The sequence below is a fragment of the Mycoplasma sp. AC157 genome, assembly GCF_054343415.1.
In genome coordinates, this window is the sequence record NZ_JBTGVE010000012.1 from 1 (window position 1) to 15,980 (window position 15,980).

Below are 15,980 nucleotides of genomic sequence, written 5' to 3' on the forward strand. Positions count from 1 at the left end.
ATTGAGAAATTTTTACACAAAATTTATTACACTTCCAAGTAGTTCTATTTCTAGTGATTCAAATGATGAATTGATAGAATATAATGTTACAGAATCGTCTAATTTTAGACTTGTTATTAAAAAGTATAAATCTTCTTTATTTGAAAATTCAATTGAGGATAATTTAACATTTACTTATGTGGTTAAAAAATAAAAGAAAAATATTAATTAGTTTAAGTTTTCCGATGACATTTTCATTATTTTCTTGTGCTCAGAAAGAAATAAAAGAATATATTGAGCAAATTAAAGTAAAATCAATTTATTTTGAAAATCTCATTAAGATTAAACAAGACCAACAAAATATAAAAGCAAATAATAGTTTTATTTTTGATCAATTTAGAGAAAAATTATTTGAAAGCAAAGAAAATAATTTTAACTTTTTAAATGAAAAAAAATTAATAATAAAAACTATTGATGATTTTGATGAAAAAATTGTTAGTAAAATTAATGAATTATATGATAAATTCAATATAAATAATAGATTAACCAAAGAACAAATTACAAAAATGTTTGAACAAGATTTTCTTAATGGAAATAAATTAGAAAATGAATTAACACAAAACAATTTAATTTTATTAGAAAATGAATCTTTATGATATACTAATGATTTTTTAAATTTTATAATTGATGAAAATATAGTTGATAAGTTTAATATCTTAGAAATATCAGTTTTAAATTTGCCTGGAATTGATAGTGGAGAAACTACGAGAAAAACATCATTAGTTTCACAAAAGAAAAGGTTTACATTAATTAAAACAGAAAAAAATAAAGAAATTGTATTTTCTAAAACAAATAAAGAAGAAAACGAAAAAATTTTACTTAATTTATATAAAGAGTTTTAATACAAAGAGAATTTTTTTATTAAAAATAATTTATTTAAAGATTATTGACCTTTAATATTTCAAAAACAAAAAGAGCAAAATATTTTTACATCAGATGTTTTAATTTTTAAAAATAATTCACTTAATTCTCTTATTTTTAAAAATAATCTTTTATTTAATGATGACATACACATTATCAATAACAAAGAAGAATTTAAAAATAAAATTATTCCTTCTATTAAGGAATTTTACACAGAAGAGAATAGCAAAACTAAAAAAAGCGAAAATGATATTTTAACAGAATTTGAAAAGATTTTTTTCAAAGATAAAACATTTGATCAAATTTTTGAAAATAATAGCATTGTTATTCATAGAACACTAGAATATAAAACTAATTATAATTATTTAAAACAATCAGTATTAATTAAATCTAAAATTGATGAAGAAAATAAAGTTATTGATTTTTCATTAATTAATGATTCGGATTTTAACTATAATTTAAATGAAAGCTATAATTTATCCAACAGTAAAATTCAATACAATTTCTCTATTGTTCCAAAAAAATATAAAATTAACATTGTAAAAAATTTATCTTTTAAAACAATTAATGAATTATTGAAAAATAATTAATTTTATGTTTTTTGGTTTGTTTTTTCATAAAGTTTTTTAGCAGTTTCTAATTTTTTAGTCATAAAAAAATTTCTCCTTATAAATATTTTAGTTTAAATATTTGCTATTGAGAAATTTTTACACAAAATGTGTTACGGTCCTCAATTAAAGGTATTAAAAATAGAAAAAGGTATTAAATTACCTTTTTCTATTTAAATTATTCTTCCTTAACATCCGCTTTAAAAGAGTCATTATCTTCATTTGAAGCGTTTGCTTGTGAATTAGCACTTTGTTGTGCAAAAGCTTGAGCAGCTTGTTCTATTTGGTCTAATTTTGTTTTTAATTCATCAATTTTTTCTTCTTTTAATAAAGTTTTTAATTCTTCAATTTGTTTTGTTAACATTTCTTTTTGAGAATTGTCAATTTTATCTCCTTGTTCAGTTAAGGATTTTTCTAATTGTGAAATTAATGTTTCTGCTCTAACTGTTGTTTCTACTTTCTCTTTTTTCTTTGCATCTGCTTCTCTGTTTTCTTCGGCTTCTTTTATCATTTTTTGAATTTCTTCTTCAGATAGTGTAGATGTATTTTGAATTGTTATTGTTTGTTCTTTGTTTGTTTTTTTGTCTTTTGCTGTAACTTTTGTAATACCATTAACATCGATTGAGAAAGAAACCTCAATTTGTGGTACTCCTCTTGGAGCTGGTTCGATTCCTGATAAGTTAAATGTTCCAAGAACTTTATTATCTGCAGCCATTTGTCTTTCACCTTGAACTACAGAAATTGTAACTTCTGGTTGATTATCAGAAGCAGTTGAGAAAATTTGTGACTTAGTTACTGGAATTGTTGTGTTTCTTGGGATTAAAGGAGTTGCAATCCCACCCATTGTTTCAATACCTAGTGTTAAAGGGGTAACATCTAATAATAAAACATCATCAATTTCTCCTGCAAGCACTCCACCTTGAATAGCTGCACCAATTGCTACAACTTCATCAGGGTTAATGCTTCTATTTGGTTTTTTACCTAATGTATGTTCAATCATTGTTTGAACAGCAGGGATTCTTGTAGAACCACCAACTAATAAAATTTCATCTAAATCTTTAGCTTCCAGTTTAGCTTCTTTTAAGGCATCCATAATTGGTTTTCTTGTTTTATCTACAAGATAAGTAGTCATTGCTTCAAATTCTGATCTTTTTAGTTCTAATTCTACATTTATTGGACCGTTTTCAGAAACTGCTAAAAATGGTAATGAAATTGTAGTGATTGATTGTTCAGAAAGAGAAATTTTTGCTTTTTCTGCTTCTTCTTTTAATCTAGCCATTGCCATTTTGTCGTTTGTGGCATCATATTTATATTCATTTTTAATTTTTTCTAAAAGTCATTTAACAATTTCATGGTCTCAATCATCTCCACCAAGTCTATTGTCTCCACTTGTAGAAAGTACTTCGAATGTTCCTGCTGCTAAATCAAGAACAGAAACGTCAAATGTTCCTCCTCCTAAGTCATAAACAAGAACTTTTAATTCTTTATCTGTTTTGTCAAGTCCAAAAGCAAGAGCAGCTGCTGTAGGTTCATTTATTATTCTTAAAACATCTAATCCTGCTATTTTTCCAGCTGTTTTGGTAGCTTCACGTTCTGCATTATCAAAGTAAGCTGGAACAGTAATAACTGCTTTTGAAACTTTTTTTCCTATTTTTTTCTCTGCATATTCTTTTAAATAAGAAAGAATCATTGCTGAAATTTCTTCTGGTTTGTATTCTTTTCCATTTGCTTTTACAGTCTTGCTTGTTCCCATCAATCTTTTAATAGAAGCAATTGCATCTGGATTTGTTTCTAATTGTCTTTTTGCAATTTCTCCAACAATAATATCTCCATTTTTAAAAGAAACTACAGAAGGAGTTGTTCTTTTTCCGTTAGGATTTTCTAAAACTATAGGTTTTTTATCTTCAATTATAGAAACAACAGAGTTAGTTGTCCCTAAATCTATTCCTAATACTATTTCTTTTGCCATATTTATTCTCCTTTTTAATAAGTGATTTTTTTATTTATGAAAACATTATAGCATATTTTTTAGCACTCACAAGTAAAAAGTGCCAAATTTTTAAATTTATAAAAAAATTAAGTTGGAACTCAACTTTTATTTTGATAAATTTTTAATTCTCACTAGATGTTTTTTAATGTTTTCTTCAAATTTTTCTTTGTTTGTTGTTATGTTGATAGTTTCTGTAATATATTTATTTTCTGGATTAGAAAAAAACTTATATAAATTTAAATCAAAGAAAATTTTTCCTCATTCAAATTCTTTGTCGCATGTAGGGCAAAGTAAAAAACCATTACATCCTTCAACAATCAATTTATTAGCATTATCGAAAGAAATTTTATTATTTTTAAATTCATTTTTTACATCCGAAACTCTATGTATATGTGCTGAAATTAAATGTTCTGAAAATTGATAACCACAAACTAAACATTTATCTGGATTTAAATTATTTTCACAATATCAAATTTTTATATTTTCTTTAAAAAGAGGTTGATTTCTTTTTAAGTCTTCTTCAGAGTGGGTTATATCAAAAATAGGTTGAGAAAAGATTGGTTGTTTATTTACTTCAAAATTATTTTGTTTTAAAATTTTTAATAAATTTTGCTTAATTTCAAATAATTTTTCGTTTGTTTTTAAAATTAAAAGTTTTCTCTTAATATCTTTATCTTTTTCAAATATTTTATTGATTACTATTGCACTGATTAAAGAATCTGATGCATTAGCTCCATCAAATTTAGCATATAGTTTAATCTCTTTTTTTAACTCATCATACTCAATATAACTTGATAAATTTCTTTTATTTTGCCTTTTTAAATTTTCTTTTTCTAATTGAAAATGTTTTATATTTTCAAATTTAGTATTCAAATTATTCTTTTGTCTTGCTGTTAAACTATAATTAATTTTTATGCCCAAAGTACTAAAAATTTTAAAATCTTTTAAAATTGTTTTTGGGAATTCTTCAATATATAAAAACAAATCTAAAGGATGTAATGATACAGAAATATTTTTTATATTATTTTCATAACTAAACAACAAAACTGGCAAAAAATTCTGCATAATATAAGTGTTTCTAGATTTTGGTTTACCATTTTCTCCTAATTTTTGAGTAAAATAAATTAATTCATTTAATTCTTCAATAACTAAACCCTGAAACTTTGCTTCTGTATTTTTTCATTCTACTTCATCATTTATATCAATTTTTTTATCTAGACTTAAAATAAGTTTTATATCACTATATAGTTTGTCAGATTCTTCTTTATTCGCTTCTTTGGTTAAATTTGAAAATAAAGACTTTGAGACAAGTATAGTAAATTTTCTTTTATTACATAAATTCTTTTCCATCTTTTTTATAATCTACTCCTTTTCATACTTGAATATCTTTTTCAAACATTTTATTTGCTATTCACATACTTGCAAAAGAAGGTCTATCTAGATTAAAAACATCATAATTTAAATAATCTTTTGTAAAGCACATTCTCCTTTTTAAATGGACATATTGAACTCTTTCAAATTTTTGTAACTCATTACAAAATTTTTCACTATTTAATGCTTGAATTCCAAAAATTAGTGCTCAAGGTTTGTTAAATTCTAACAATCTTTGCAATAATTTAAATTTACCTCTAAAAGGTGGATTGCTGATAATAATGTCAAAATGTTCTGGTTGATAACTGTAAAAATCTTTGTTTTCTAAGATATGAGATGAAATCACTTTGTAACCGTTTTTTTTAAAAACAGTAACAAAATTAGAATCTGGTAAGTCGAAAGGACATCAAATTATTTTATCTTTAGGAATTTTTGCATTATCAATAAAAAATTGAATATCTTCTTTTGTTGTGTATCACTCATCATCGTTAGCATAATTAAACGCTTTTGTAATTTTATTTTTATTTTTTTCAATTTTGTTTTCAATATACTCATCTAAAAAAGAGTTTAAACCAGATTTTTCTTGAATTTCAATATTGTTTATTTTTTCCATTAGTTCTGCTTTAATTTTTTCTTTCATACTTCTCCCTATATATAATTATTATTATAATTCAAATTATTTTTTATAAAAATTTTTTTATTTTTTTGTATGTTTAATAAAAGAAATAAACTAAAAAATAAACAAAATTCAAATAAAAAAAAGTTATCACTACTTTCATAGTAATAACTATAATTTAGTACTCACCTTGCTATATATTGTAGCTATCAGATTTTTTGCATTTTACTTATTATTATTCTCTAAATAAGTTTTATAAAGATCATAATATTTCCGTTCAATGTTCTCTATTTTCAACTCACTCTTGCTTAAACAAGGACATAAATTTGGTTTCTTACCAAAGTTATGTCCTTGTTTATATAGAAATGTTTTTTATGTTTAAAACTGGAAATGTTTTTACAAAGTAAAATAAAATTTTAAAACTTTTAATAAATCTTTAACTTTACAAATATAATTAAATTTTCGCCTTTTAAGTTTTTAAAAAAGCAGTTTTCTTATATAATTAAAATTAATATGGAAACTTCAATGTATAAATCACTAATTTCAATTAAAGAAAAATATAATGAATTAAATAAAATTTTATTAGATGAAAAAACAATGAGTGATATAAAAAAATACACTCAAATTGTTAAAGAAATTTCTTCAATCAAAGACATAGTAGAAACATTTGACAAATATTTAGCATTTGAAAACACTATAAAAGAAGCTAAATTTCTTCTTGCAGAAAAAGATGCAGAAATTATTGCTTTTGCTAAATCTGAAATAACAAACTGTGAAGAGCAAATGCCTATTTTAGAAAAAGAACTTATTATTTTATTATTGCCAAAAGATGAAAATGATGAAAGAAACGTTATTATGGAAATAAGAGGGGCAGCTGGCGGCGATGAAGCAAACATTTTTGCTGGTGACCTTTTTAAAATGTACAATAAATGAGCTGATTCAAATGATATGACAGTAAAGGTTCTTGATTCTACATTTGCTGTAGCTGGAGGTTTTACTCAAATAGTTTTTTCAATTAGTGGTGAAAAAGCATATTCAAAACTTAAGTTTGAGTCAGGAGTTCATAGAGTTCAAAGAATTCCAGAAACTGAAACTCAAGGTAGAGTTCACACTTCAACTGCAACAGTTACTGTAATGCCTGAAGCAGATGAAGATGTTGAAATTGAAATTAATCCAAACGATATTAGAGTAGATACTTTTAGATCTTCTGGTGCAGGTGGTCAATCCGTTAATACAACAGATTCTGCTGTAAGAATAACACACATTCCTACAGGTGTTATTGCTACTTCTCAAGATGGAAGAAGCCAAATAGCCAACAGAGAATTAGCAATGAAAATTTTAAAATCAAGACTTTATGACTTAGAAATTAGAAAAAAACAAGAAGTAGAAGGTGCTTTTAGAAAATTAGCTGGTTCTGGTGCAAGAAGTGAAAAGATAAGAACTTATAATTATCCACAAGATAGAATAACAGATCATAGAATTGGTTTTTCTACATCTTTAAAAAATGTTGTAGCAGGTCAATTAAATCCAATTATCGAAGCTTTATTAGCGGAAGAACAAGCAGAAAAGATTCAAAATGCAGGACTTGAATAAAAGAAGAGAAGCTTTATTACGAGAAAAAATAAGAAATAATTTACCATTAATAATTACTAATGAAGAAGAAAATAAATTAAAAACTTCAATGCCTATTCAACAAATTATTGGTTTTGTTCAAATGGACAGACTAAAATTTTTAATTACAGACGATAAGGTTTTAATCCCAAGATATGAAACAGAAGAAGTTATTAATGAATCTTTAAAATTTTTGAATAAAAATTCTAAAGTTTTAGATATGTGTGCAGGATCTGGTTTTATAGGATTAACCATTTTTGATGAGATAGGTTGTGAAGTGACTTTAGTTGATAATGATGAAAATGCTATAAGTAAAATTTTGACTAATATAAAGGAAAATTGTTTATTTTCTTCAAAAATTAAAGTAATTAAATCTAATCTATTTCAAAAATTAGATCCGAATGAAAAGTATGATTTAATTATTTCTAATCCCCCATATATACCTGAAAATATAAAACTGGATCACTCTGTTTTAGAATGAGAAAATCACAATGCATTATTTGCAAAAGAAGATGGAAATTACTTTTATAAAAAAATTATTAATGATGGTAAATCTTTTTTAAAAAAGGAAGGAATTCTTATATTTGAAATTTCAGATTGAAATTTAGATTATTTTAAGTCTCTTGAAAATTTAAATATAGAAATAAAAAAAGATATTAATCAAAAAAACAGAATAGTTATAATTAAAAAAGGAGAAAAATGATAGCTTATATAATAACTTTCTTAGCAATTCTTGTAGCAACAATTTTAACAATTTCAATCACTTTTATTAGATATAAGAACATAATTAATTTAAAAAATGTAGATTTAAAATTATGAAAAAAATTTCTTATTACAAATAAAAAAATTTCTTATTTTGATATTATCTATTTATTTTTTGAAATTATTTGTTTAATATTTGGAATAGGTTTTTTGATTATTGATTTTTTTAATTCTAAAACTTTTAATATCAATGTTATATTATTTATTGTTTCTATTGCTTATATTTTGTTTTTAACTTTTATTTCATTTATAGTTTATAAAATAAAATTAAAAAAAGAAAAGAAAAAAGCAAACTGAGATCAAATTGAAGTAAATCAAAATGACTTAGTTTATTTTGAAAAATATTTAAGTAAAGATTTTTATTTTGAAGAAAATGAAGTCGTTGAATTTTACAAAAAAGAGGAAAATATTTCTTTTAAACTTTTAAATTATATAGATCAAAACAAAATAGATTTTAATGAAAAAATAAAAGATGAAAAAGAAAAATTTATTAATATAATAACTTGTACTTTTTGATTTTATAATAGACTATACTTTGGAAAATCTTACATAAAAGTTAATGATACAAAAATTTATAAAAATGATAAAGATTTTTATCCTTTTATTCTTTGATATTCAATAAATTTTTATTTAAATAAGAATTGAAATAATTAATCAAAATTAGCAAACTTTCAAAAAGGAAGTTTGCTTTTATCTTGAAAATAAATAAAGAAGTTTTATTGCATTTATTCAATTTTTTTAAAAAAATAAAATATAATTATTTATAAATTAATAACTAAGGAGAAACAATGAAAAAAATAAGAACTAGATATGCACCAAGTCCAACAGGATATCTCCATATAGGTGGAGCAAGAACAGCTTTATTTTCATACTTATTTGCTAAGCATTATAGTGGAGAATTTGTTTTAAGAATTGAAGATACTGATGTTTCGAGAAATGTTGAAGGAGGAGAAGAATCACAATTAAATAATCTAAAATGATTAGGTATTATTCCAGATGAATCACCAATAAATCCTAATTCAAAATACGGAAAATACAGACAAAGTGAAAAACTTGATAGATACAATGAATTAGTAGATTGATTAATTTCTAAAAACCTTGCTTATAAAGCATATGATACTTCAGAAGAATTAGATCAACAAAGACAAGAACAAGAAAAACAAGGAATTTTCAGCTTTAGATATGATAGAAATTGGCTAAAAATTTCTGAAGAAGAAAAAGAAACAAGAGAAAAAAATAAAGAATATTCAGTAAGATTAGCTCTTAAACCTAATAAAGATTACGCTTGAAATGATATTGTAAGAGGACAAATTTCTGTAAATTCAAATGATATTGGTGATTGAGTAATAAAAAAATCCGATGGATTTCCAACTTATAATTTTGCAGTTGTAGTTGATGATCATGATATGGAAATTACCCATGTTTTAAGAGGAGAAGAACATATTACAAATACACCTAAACAACTTTCAGTATATGATGCTTTTGGTTGAGAAACACCAGAATTTGGACACTTAACAATAATTACTAATATGGAAGGAAAAAAACTTTCTAAAAGAGATTTAAGTTTAAAACAGTTTATTGAAGATTATAAAAATGAAGGTTATATTTCTGAAGCTATTTTTAACTTCTTAGCATTACTTGGATGAACAAGTGAAGATGCACAGGAAATCTTAAGTCACAAAGAATTAATTGAAAAATTTGATGAAAATAGATTGTCTAAATCTCCTTCAAAATTTGATATTAAGAAAATGGAATGATTTTCTAAACAATATATGAAAAATCAAAGCAACACTATTTTAAAAGAACAATTACAACTAAATAGTGATTCTGATTGAAATGAATTATTTGTAGAAACATATAAACAAAGTGCTGCTACTTTAAATGAAATTAAAAATAATTTAAGAATTTACAAGTTTCCAAAAGATTTAACAGAAACATTTATAAAGGAAAACCCTATAAATTTAGAAGTTATTTTTGTTTTTTACAGTCATTTAAATAATTTAAATTTTTCAATTGATAATATTCAAAAAGCAATAGATTTAACAAAAGAACAAACAAAATTATCTGGAAAGAATTTATTTTTACCAATTAGAATTGCTTCCACTCTTGAACAACATGGACCAGAATTAGCAAAAAGTATTTATTTATTTGGAGAAAACATTATTAAAGAGAGATTGAAAAAATGACTATAAAATTTGTTTCAACAATTATCAAGGATGATGATAAAAAAGTAATTGAATTTATTTCTCCTTTAGAATTAGATAAATGAGAAGAATTTGATGCATTTATTTTTAAAGATCCAAATACAAATATTGCTATAAGAATTGAAGTTTCAAAAAACAAAGTTAATATTTTTCAAAGTCATGCAACTGTTAATTTAGAGTTAAATAAAGAAAAAGTATGTCCTTTTAAAACTGAATATGGTGAGTTAGATTTCATTTATAAAATGACAAAATTAGAAAGAGAAGAAAATTTTATTTCCTTTTATTACGATTTATTTTCTGCTAAAGAAGAATACATTTCAAGTTTTCAAATAGAATTATTTATAAATAGATAAAATGAAAAAATGAATTAAATGATTTTCTTTTCTTTCTTTACCTTTAGTTTTTACTTCATGTGGTTCAAAACAAACACATCAAGAACCTATTACAAAACAGACACAACAGGAACAACCGTCAAAAGAGAATATTAACTCTTCTATTCCAAGTAACGATGAAAAAGGACAAAAAGAATACAAAAAAAATAATGATTTAAACAAAAAAACAGATAATAATCAAGAATTATGATTTGATAAAATAAGAATTGGTCATTGAAATATTTTAAATCACACTGGAAAACAAGATTGAAAAAATGAAGCAATAGCAAAAATTATTAATCATGAAAATCTTTCCTTAGTTGGTTTAACTGAAGTTACAATTGATAATGAAAATAATGAACTTGCTGTTTCTAAAATAATTGAAAAATTAAAAGAATATGATCCTGATGGAGATTGAAAATATTTATTAAGTCCTAAATTATTTGGTAAAGGTAAAGAATCACAGCAAGAATATATAGGTATAGTTTATAAAAATAAATTTTTAGAACCAATTCCATTTGCTGGATATCAAAACAATAAAAACCCTTATTTAGGAATTCCTTATCCAAACCCAGAATTTACTTCTTACTTTAATAAAAAAGAAAAAACCGTTTATGCAAGACCGCCATATGGAGCACATTTTAGAGTTAAAAATCAAAAACATAATGATTTTACCGTAGTATTCTCTCACTTTGATTCTCCAGGACAAAAAAGAGGTGTTGAACCAGCAGCGAGCGGTTATTCCGGTCAAGGTCAATTTGAAATAAATGAAGCTAAAGAGTTAAAAAATGTTTTAAATTGATTTGATTTACAAGATGGCAAAAATAACGATATTTTCTTTATGGGAGATACAAATATAAAGGAAAATAACGGAGCAAAAGCATTTGATTTAACAATTAAAGCAGGTTATAAAACATTACTTGATTGAAATTTAGAAACAAGTCTTGGCAGATCTCGACAATGATCAGAACCATATGATAAAATCCTTTATAAAGGTGATTTAAAAACTTCTAACGCTCAAAGATTTGATATATTTTCTGTCTTTAAAAAAAATATTATTGAAGAAAAAGAATGAAAGAAAAAAGTTGATAAAAAACCTTCAAAGGATAACTTACAAAATTGAATTTTAAAAATTAGCGATCACACCTTAGTTTATACAGATTTAGATGTATCAAAAGATGACATAGACGAATAATAATATACAAAATTTTAGCACTCTAATATAAAATGTGCTAAAATTTTATTTATGAAAAAAAGAGATTATTATGAAGTATTAGAAATAAATAAAAACGCAACAGATAAAGAAATAAAAATAGCTTATAGAAAATTAGCTATGAAATATCACCCAGATAAAAATAAAGAAACAGATGCAGAAGAGAAATTTAAAGAAGTAAATGAAGCATATGAAGTTTTATCAAATCCAGAAAAAAGAGCACAATATGATCAATATGGTCATGATGCTTTTGATCCAAATGCACAAGCAGGCTTTGGTGGATTTGGAAATTTTGGTGGATTCAGTGGATTCAGTGACTTTTTTGGAGATATTTTTGGTGGATTTGGCAGAAGAAAATCAAGAGAAAATTATCCAGAAGATGGTTCAGATTATAAAATTGAATATTCAATAAGTTTTCTTGAATCAATTTTAGGAACAAGTATAAAGAGAAAATTCGATAAATATAGCACATGTAATAATTGTCACGGTAGTGGTGCAAATTCTACAGCAGATATTAAGAAATGTAGTACTTGTGGTGGAACAGGAAGTGTTACAAAAGTTATTAAAACACCTTTTGGAGCCATTCAAAATAGTGCAACTTGTTCTGATTGTTCCGGTAAAGGGAAAAGAATTCAAAAATTATGTAAATTATGTTCCGGTAAAGGAATTGTAAAAGAAAGTAAAGAGTTGACAGTTTCTATTCCTGCAGGTATTAAGGAAGGGCAATCTGTAGTTTTAAATGGATATGGTGGTCCCGGATTAAATGGTGGGCAAAATGGAGATTTATATATAGAAATAACTGTTAGAGATCATATACATTACACAAGAGTTGGTGATGATATTCATTTAACTGTGCCAGTTTCTGTAATTGATATTATTTCTGAAAATCTTATCACAATTCCAACACCATATGGAAATGAAGAGATTAGAATGAATAATTCTTATAAATCAGGTGATGTATTAACTGTAAAAAATAAAGGTTCTAAAAATCCAAAAAATAATTCTTATGGAAACTTAAAAATTCACTTACAATTATATGTTCCAAAATTATCAAATTCAGAGAAAAAAGCAATGGAATCAATTTTTTCAGGTGTAAAAGATGATCGAAAAAATAAATGATTGAAAGATTTTGATTAATGAATGAAATTGACAAATATAAAGATGTATTTATTACTACAACGGATACCGTTGTTGGCATAGGTATTCCTGTAAAAACAAAAAAAATAGATCTTTTATATGAACTTAAACAAAGAGATATAAATAAAAAAATAATAATTTTAGTTGCTTCTATAGAACAAGCAAGAGAATTTTGAGAATGAAATTCACAAGCAGAAGAGTTGGCTAAGAAATTTTGACCCGGAAATATAACTTTAATTGTTAATAATCAAGGTTTTAGAATGCCAAATCAAAAGGGATTACAGGCATTTTTGGAAAAAACTGGTCCTTGTTGAGTAACGAGTGCAAATATTTCTGGTCAAAAAAATTTAACTATAAAAGAAGCACAAAAAGTTTTTAATAAAATAAAACAAGTTTATAATTTTGGAGAAGGAAGCAACGAACCTTCACAAATTATAAAAGTAGAAACATTGGAAAGATTAAGATAGTATGGAAAAAATTAGAGTAGCATTCGCAAGTGATCATGCTGGTTATGATTTAAAAGTAAAAGTTTTAGAATATGTAAAATCCAAAGGATACGAAGTAGAAGATTTAGGCCCTTTTAACGGAGTAGAATCAGTATCCTATGCAACATATGGTAAAAAACTTGGAAAATACTTACAAAGCAAAAAAGCAGACATAGGAATGGGTTTTTGTGGAACAGGACTTGGAATTTCATATGCTTTAAATAGATTCAAAGGAGTTAGAGCAGCAAGAATTACAAATGTTAACGATGCTTATTTAGCAAAATTACACAATAACGCAAATGCAATTGCTTTAAGTGGTAGATTTACAACTTTTGAAGAAGCAAAAAAAATGGTCGATGAGTATTTTGAAACTAAATACGAAGGCGGAAGACATCAAGCAAGAATTGATGAGTTAGATAAATTAGATTAATTTTAATTTAAAAAAAGCAAAATATGGTAAAATTTTAATTGCAATATTTATATTGCCTTAGTGGAAGAGAAATCGTTATTACCACCAAGAGAAAGAAAGGAAGCTCGCAATGGCAAAAGAAATAGTTCGTGTTGCTAAATTGCAATTTAATGCTGGACAAGCTAAACCTGGTCCTGCATTAGCTGGTTTAGGTATTGTTATGCCTGAATTTACAAAGCAATTTAACGATCAAACAAGAGATAGAGGGAGCGAACCAGTTCCTGTAGCTATCACAATATATAAAGATAAATCATTTGATTTTAAATTATTCACTTCACCTGCTTCATATAAAATTAAACAAGCAGCTAAAATTCAATCAGGTTCTTCAAATTCTAAAACTAAAATTGTTGCTACAATTACTTTAGAACAATTAAAAGAAATAGCACAATACAAATTAGTTGATTTAAACACAGATTCATTGGATAAAGCTATGCAAACAATTGCAGGAACAGCTAAAAATATGGGTGTTTTAGTTGAAGGTTGAGACGATGTTGTGGCTGCTAAAAAAGAAGCTGAAAAACAAGCTAAAGCAAATGCAAAAGCTGCTGCTTCAGCTGCTAAATTAGAAGAAGATGCAAAAGCTGCTGCAGAAAATAAAGGTTTTGTAGATGCAGAAGTTATAAAAGAAAAACAAGAAAGTGAAGAAAACTAATATGAGAAAAATTGGTAAAAAACTTCAATCTGCAAGAGAACTTGTAGAAAAAGATAAAGTTTATTCTTTAGAAGAAGCAATGGAGTTAGTAAAGAAAACTTCATATGCAAAATTTGATGCATCAGTAGATTTAGCAATTAGATTAAATTTAGACACAAGAAAAGCAGACCAACAATTAAGAGGTGCTGTTGTATTACCTAACGGAACAGGAAAAAATATTAGAGTTTTAGTAGCAACAGATAATCCTGATATGCAAAAATCTTCAAAAGAAGTAGGAGCAGATTTAGTTTATACAACAGGTGAATTAGAAGAAGCTTTAAAAAATGATTTATTTGATTTTGATGTAATGGTAGTTGATCCAAAAATGATGCCTGTTTTAGGTAAATATGGTAAAAAACTTGGACCAAAAGGATTAATGCCTAACCCAAAAACTGGAACAGTTACTCCTACACCTTCAAAAGCTGTAGAAGAACTTAAAAAAGGTAAAGCAAACTATAGAGCAGATAAATCTGGTATTGTTCACTCATTAATTGGAAAAACTTCAATGAGTGCACAAGCATTAGCAGAAAATGCACAAACATTAATTTCATTAATTAAAAAATTAAAACCAAGTGTAGTTAAAGGTGCATATATTTTAAACTTAACAGTTTCTGCTTCTATGGGACCTTCAATTAAAATCAAGTTTGATTAATAATATACAGAAATTTCCTATAAATTAGGAAATTTTTCTTTCTTATTTTTTTAAAAATACATTATAATAATTGATATGATTCAATGATTCCCAGGCCATATGGCAAAAGCGATGAAACAAATACAAGAAAAACAAGTTTTAGCAGACTTGTTTTTAATTGTTTTAGATGGTAGAGCTCCAATAAGTAGTTACAATGAAGAATTTGATAAAATATCCCCTTCTAAGCCTAGGTTGTTTGTAATTACAAAAAGTGATATGTCAGATAGAAGTAAAATAAATAAAATTTTATCAAGATTTAATAGTGAAAATTCAAAAGTAATTTTTGTTAATTTAAAAGAAAATAGCAGCAAAAAAATAATTTTAAAAGCTATTAATGACCGATTGGAAGATAAGAGAAAAAAAGATTCTGCAAAAGGTTTACTAAAACCACGATTAAGAGTTTTTATTATGGGTGTTCCTAATAGTGGAAAATCTACATTAATTAATTTAATTTCAAATGCAAAAACTAAAGTTGGAGATATGCCAGGAGTAACAAAAGGACAACAGTGGATAAATGCAGGTGATATACAATTATTAGATACTCCTGGTATTTTATGACCTAAATTTCAAGATGAATTAATAGGGATAAAGTTAGCTATAATCGGTTCAATTAAACCTGAAATAATACCAAAAAAAGATTTTTTTAATTTCGGTTATAAACTTCTTTCTGAATATTATCCAAATAAAATTATTGACTTAGGTTTAACTCCTTCAACCGATGAAACAGAAATTTATAATAATTTATACAAGCTAGGAAAAATTAAACTTTTTCTAACTAAAAATAATCAACCAGACTTAGAAAAAACTATGCAATGATTTATAATATATTTACGAAAACTTACAAATGTTACATATGATTAG

The 15,980-nt window shown here is 25.1% G+C and carries 17 protein-coding genes; 14 read left to right on the forward strand and 3 right to left on the reverse strand.

Going from position 1 to position 15,980, the window contains the following annotated elements:
- Positions 1-193: hypothetical protein (locus tag ACXX84_RS02500; protein ID WP_458572850.1), on the forward strand; the 193-nt coding region annotated here is incomplete at its 5' end.
- 31 nt (positions 194-224) lie between these two features.
- Positions 225-881: a hypothetical protein gene (locus ACXX84_RS02505; protein ID WP_458572851.1), complete on the forward strand. Its 657-nt coding sequence runs from the start codon at positions 225-227 to the stop codon at positions 879-881.
- Between the two features lie 805 nt (positions 882-1,686).
- On the opposite strand, the gene dnaK is transcribed toward ACXX84_RS02505, so the two are convergent.
- From dnaK to ACXX84_RS02520, 3 genes are all read right to left on the reverse strand, one after another.
- Entirely contained in the window at positions 1,687-3,477 is a 1,791-nt protein-coding gene (dnaK, locus tag ACXX84_RS02510; protein WP_458572852.1) for a molecular chaperone DnaK, read from the reverse strand.
- A gap of 126 nt (positions 3,478-3,603) precedes the next feature.
- Positions 3,604-4,848 carry an HNH endonuclease signature motif containing protein gene (locus ACXX84_RS02515; protein WP_458561042.1) on the reverse strand — a complete coding sequence of 415 codons (1,245 nt, stop codon included), beginning with the start codon at positions 4,846-4,848 and terminating at the stop codon, positions 3,604-3,606.
- A complete protein-coding gene (locus tag ACXX84_RS02520; RefSeq protein ID WP_458559260.1) occupies positions 4,829-5,509 on the reverse strand; it encodes a hypothetical protein in 681 nt (226 codons plus the stop codon). Before ACXX84_RS02520 ends, ACXX84_RS02515 begins: the two co-directional genes overlap by 20 nt.
- 489 nt (positions 5,510-5,998) lie before the next feature.
- Here ACXX84_RS02520 and prfA point away from each other — a divergent pair, with 489 nt between their 5' ends.
- From prfA to ylqF, 12 genes are all read left to right on the forward strand, one after another.
- Positions 5,999-7,078, forward strand: a complete 1,080-nt coding sequence (prfA, locus tag ACXX84_RS02525) for a peptide chain release factor 1 (RefSeq protein ID WP_458560620.1) — start codon at positions 5,999-6,001, stop codon at positions 7,076-7,078.
- Positions 7,071-7,802 carry a peptide chain release factor N(5)-glutamine methyltransferase gene (locus ACXX84_RS02530; RefSeq protein ID WP_458560619.1) on the forward strand — a complete coding sequence of 244 codons (732 nt, stop codon included), beginning with the start codon at positions 7,071-7,073 and terminating at the stop codon, positions 7,800-7,802. Before prfA ends, ACXX84_RS02530 begins: the two co-directional genes overlap by 8 nt.
- Positions 7,796-8,512, forward strand: a complete 717-nt coding sequence (locus ACXX84_RS02535) for a hypothetical protein (protein ID WP_458560618.1) — start codon at positions 7,796-7,798, stop codon at positions 8,510-8,512. The genes ACXX84_RS02530 and ACXX84_RS02535 overlap by 7 nt, the downstream gene beginning before the upstream one ends.
- Positions 8,513-8,646: 134 nt before the next feature.
- Entirely contained in the window at positions 8,647-10,050 is a 1,404-nt protein-coding gene (gltX, locus tag ACXX84_RS02540) for a glutamate--tRNA ligase (protein WP_458572853.1), read from the forward strand.
- Complete coding sequence (locus ACXX84_RS02545; protein ID WP_458557346.1) at positions 10,041-10,415, forward strand: hypothetical protein; 375 nt, start codon at positions 10,041-10,043, stop codon at positions 10,413-10,415. Before gltX ends, ACXX84_RS02545 begins: the two co-directional genes overlap by 10 nt.
- Before the next feature lies 1 nt (position 10,416).
- The gene (locus ACXX84_RS02550) at positions 10,417-11,628 is read left to right on the forward strand and encodes an endonuclease/exonuclease/phosphatase family protein (protein ID WP_458557345.1); all 1,212 of its coding nucleotides are present in this window, start codon (positions 10,417-10,419) and stop codon (positions 11,626-11,628) included.
- Between the two features lie 51 nt (positions 11,629-11,679).
- Complete coding sequence (gene dnaJ / locus ACXX84_RS02555; protein ID WP_436358895.1) at positions 11,680-12,783, forward strand: molecular chaperone DnaJ; 1,104 nt, start codon at positions 11,680-11,682, stop codon at positions 12,781-12,783.
- Positions 12,762-13,250 (forward strand): Sua5/YciO/YrdC/YwlC family protein, encoded by a 489-nt coding sequence (locus tag ACXX84_RS02560; RefSeq protein ID WP_458560616.1) that lies wholly within the window; start codon positions 12,762-12,764, stop codon positions 13,248-13,250. Before dnaJ ends, ACXX84_RS02560 begins: the two co-directional genes overlap by 22 nt.
- A gap of 1 nt (position 13,251) precedes the next feature.
- The gene (locus ACXX84_RS02565; protein ID WP_436358897.1) at positions 13,252-13,698 is read left to right on the forward strand and encodes an RpiB/LacA/LacB family sugar-phosphate isomerase; all 447 of its coding nucleotides are present in this window, start codon (positions 13,252-13,254) and stop codon (positions 13,696-13,698) included.
- Between the two features lie 109 nt (positions 13,699-13,807).
- The gene (rplK, locus tag ACXX84_RS02570) at positions 13,808-14,389 is read left to right on the forward strand and encodes a 50S ribosomal protein L11 (RefSeq protein WP_436358898.1); all 582 of its coding nucleotides are present in this window, start codon (positions 13,808-13,810) and stop codon (positions 14,387-14,389) included.
- Between the two features lies 1 nt (position 14,390).
- Entirely contained in the window at positions 14,391-15,080 is a 690-nt protein-coding gene (gene rplA, locus ACXX84_RS02575; RefSeq protein ID WP_436358899.1) for a 50S ribosomal protein L1, read from the forward strand.
- Positions 15,081-15,155: 75 nt separating this feature from the next.
- A complete protein-coding gene (gene ylqF, locus ACXX84_RS02580; RefSeq protein WP_458557341.1) occupies positions 15,156-15,980 on the forward strand; it encodes a ribosome biogenesis GTPase YlqF in 825 nt (274 codons plus the stop codon).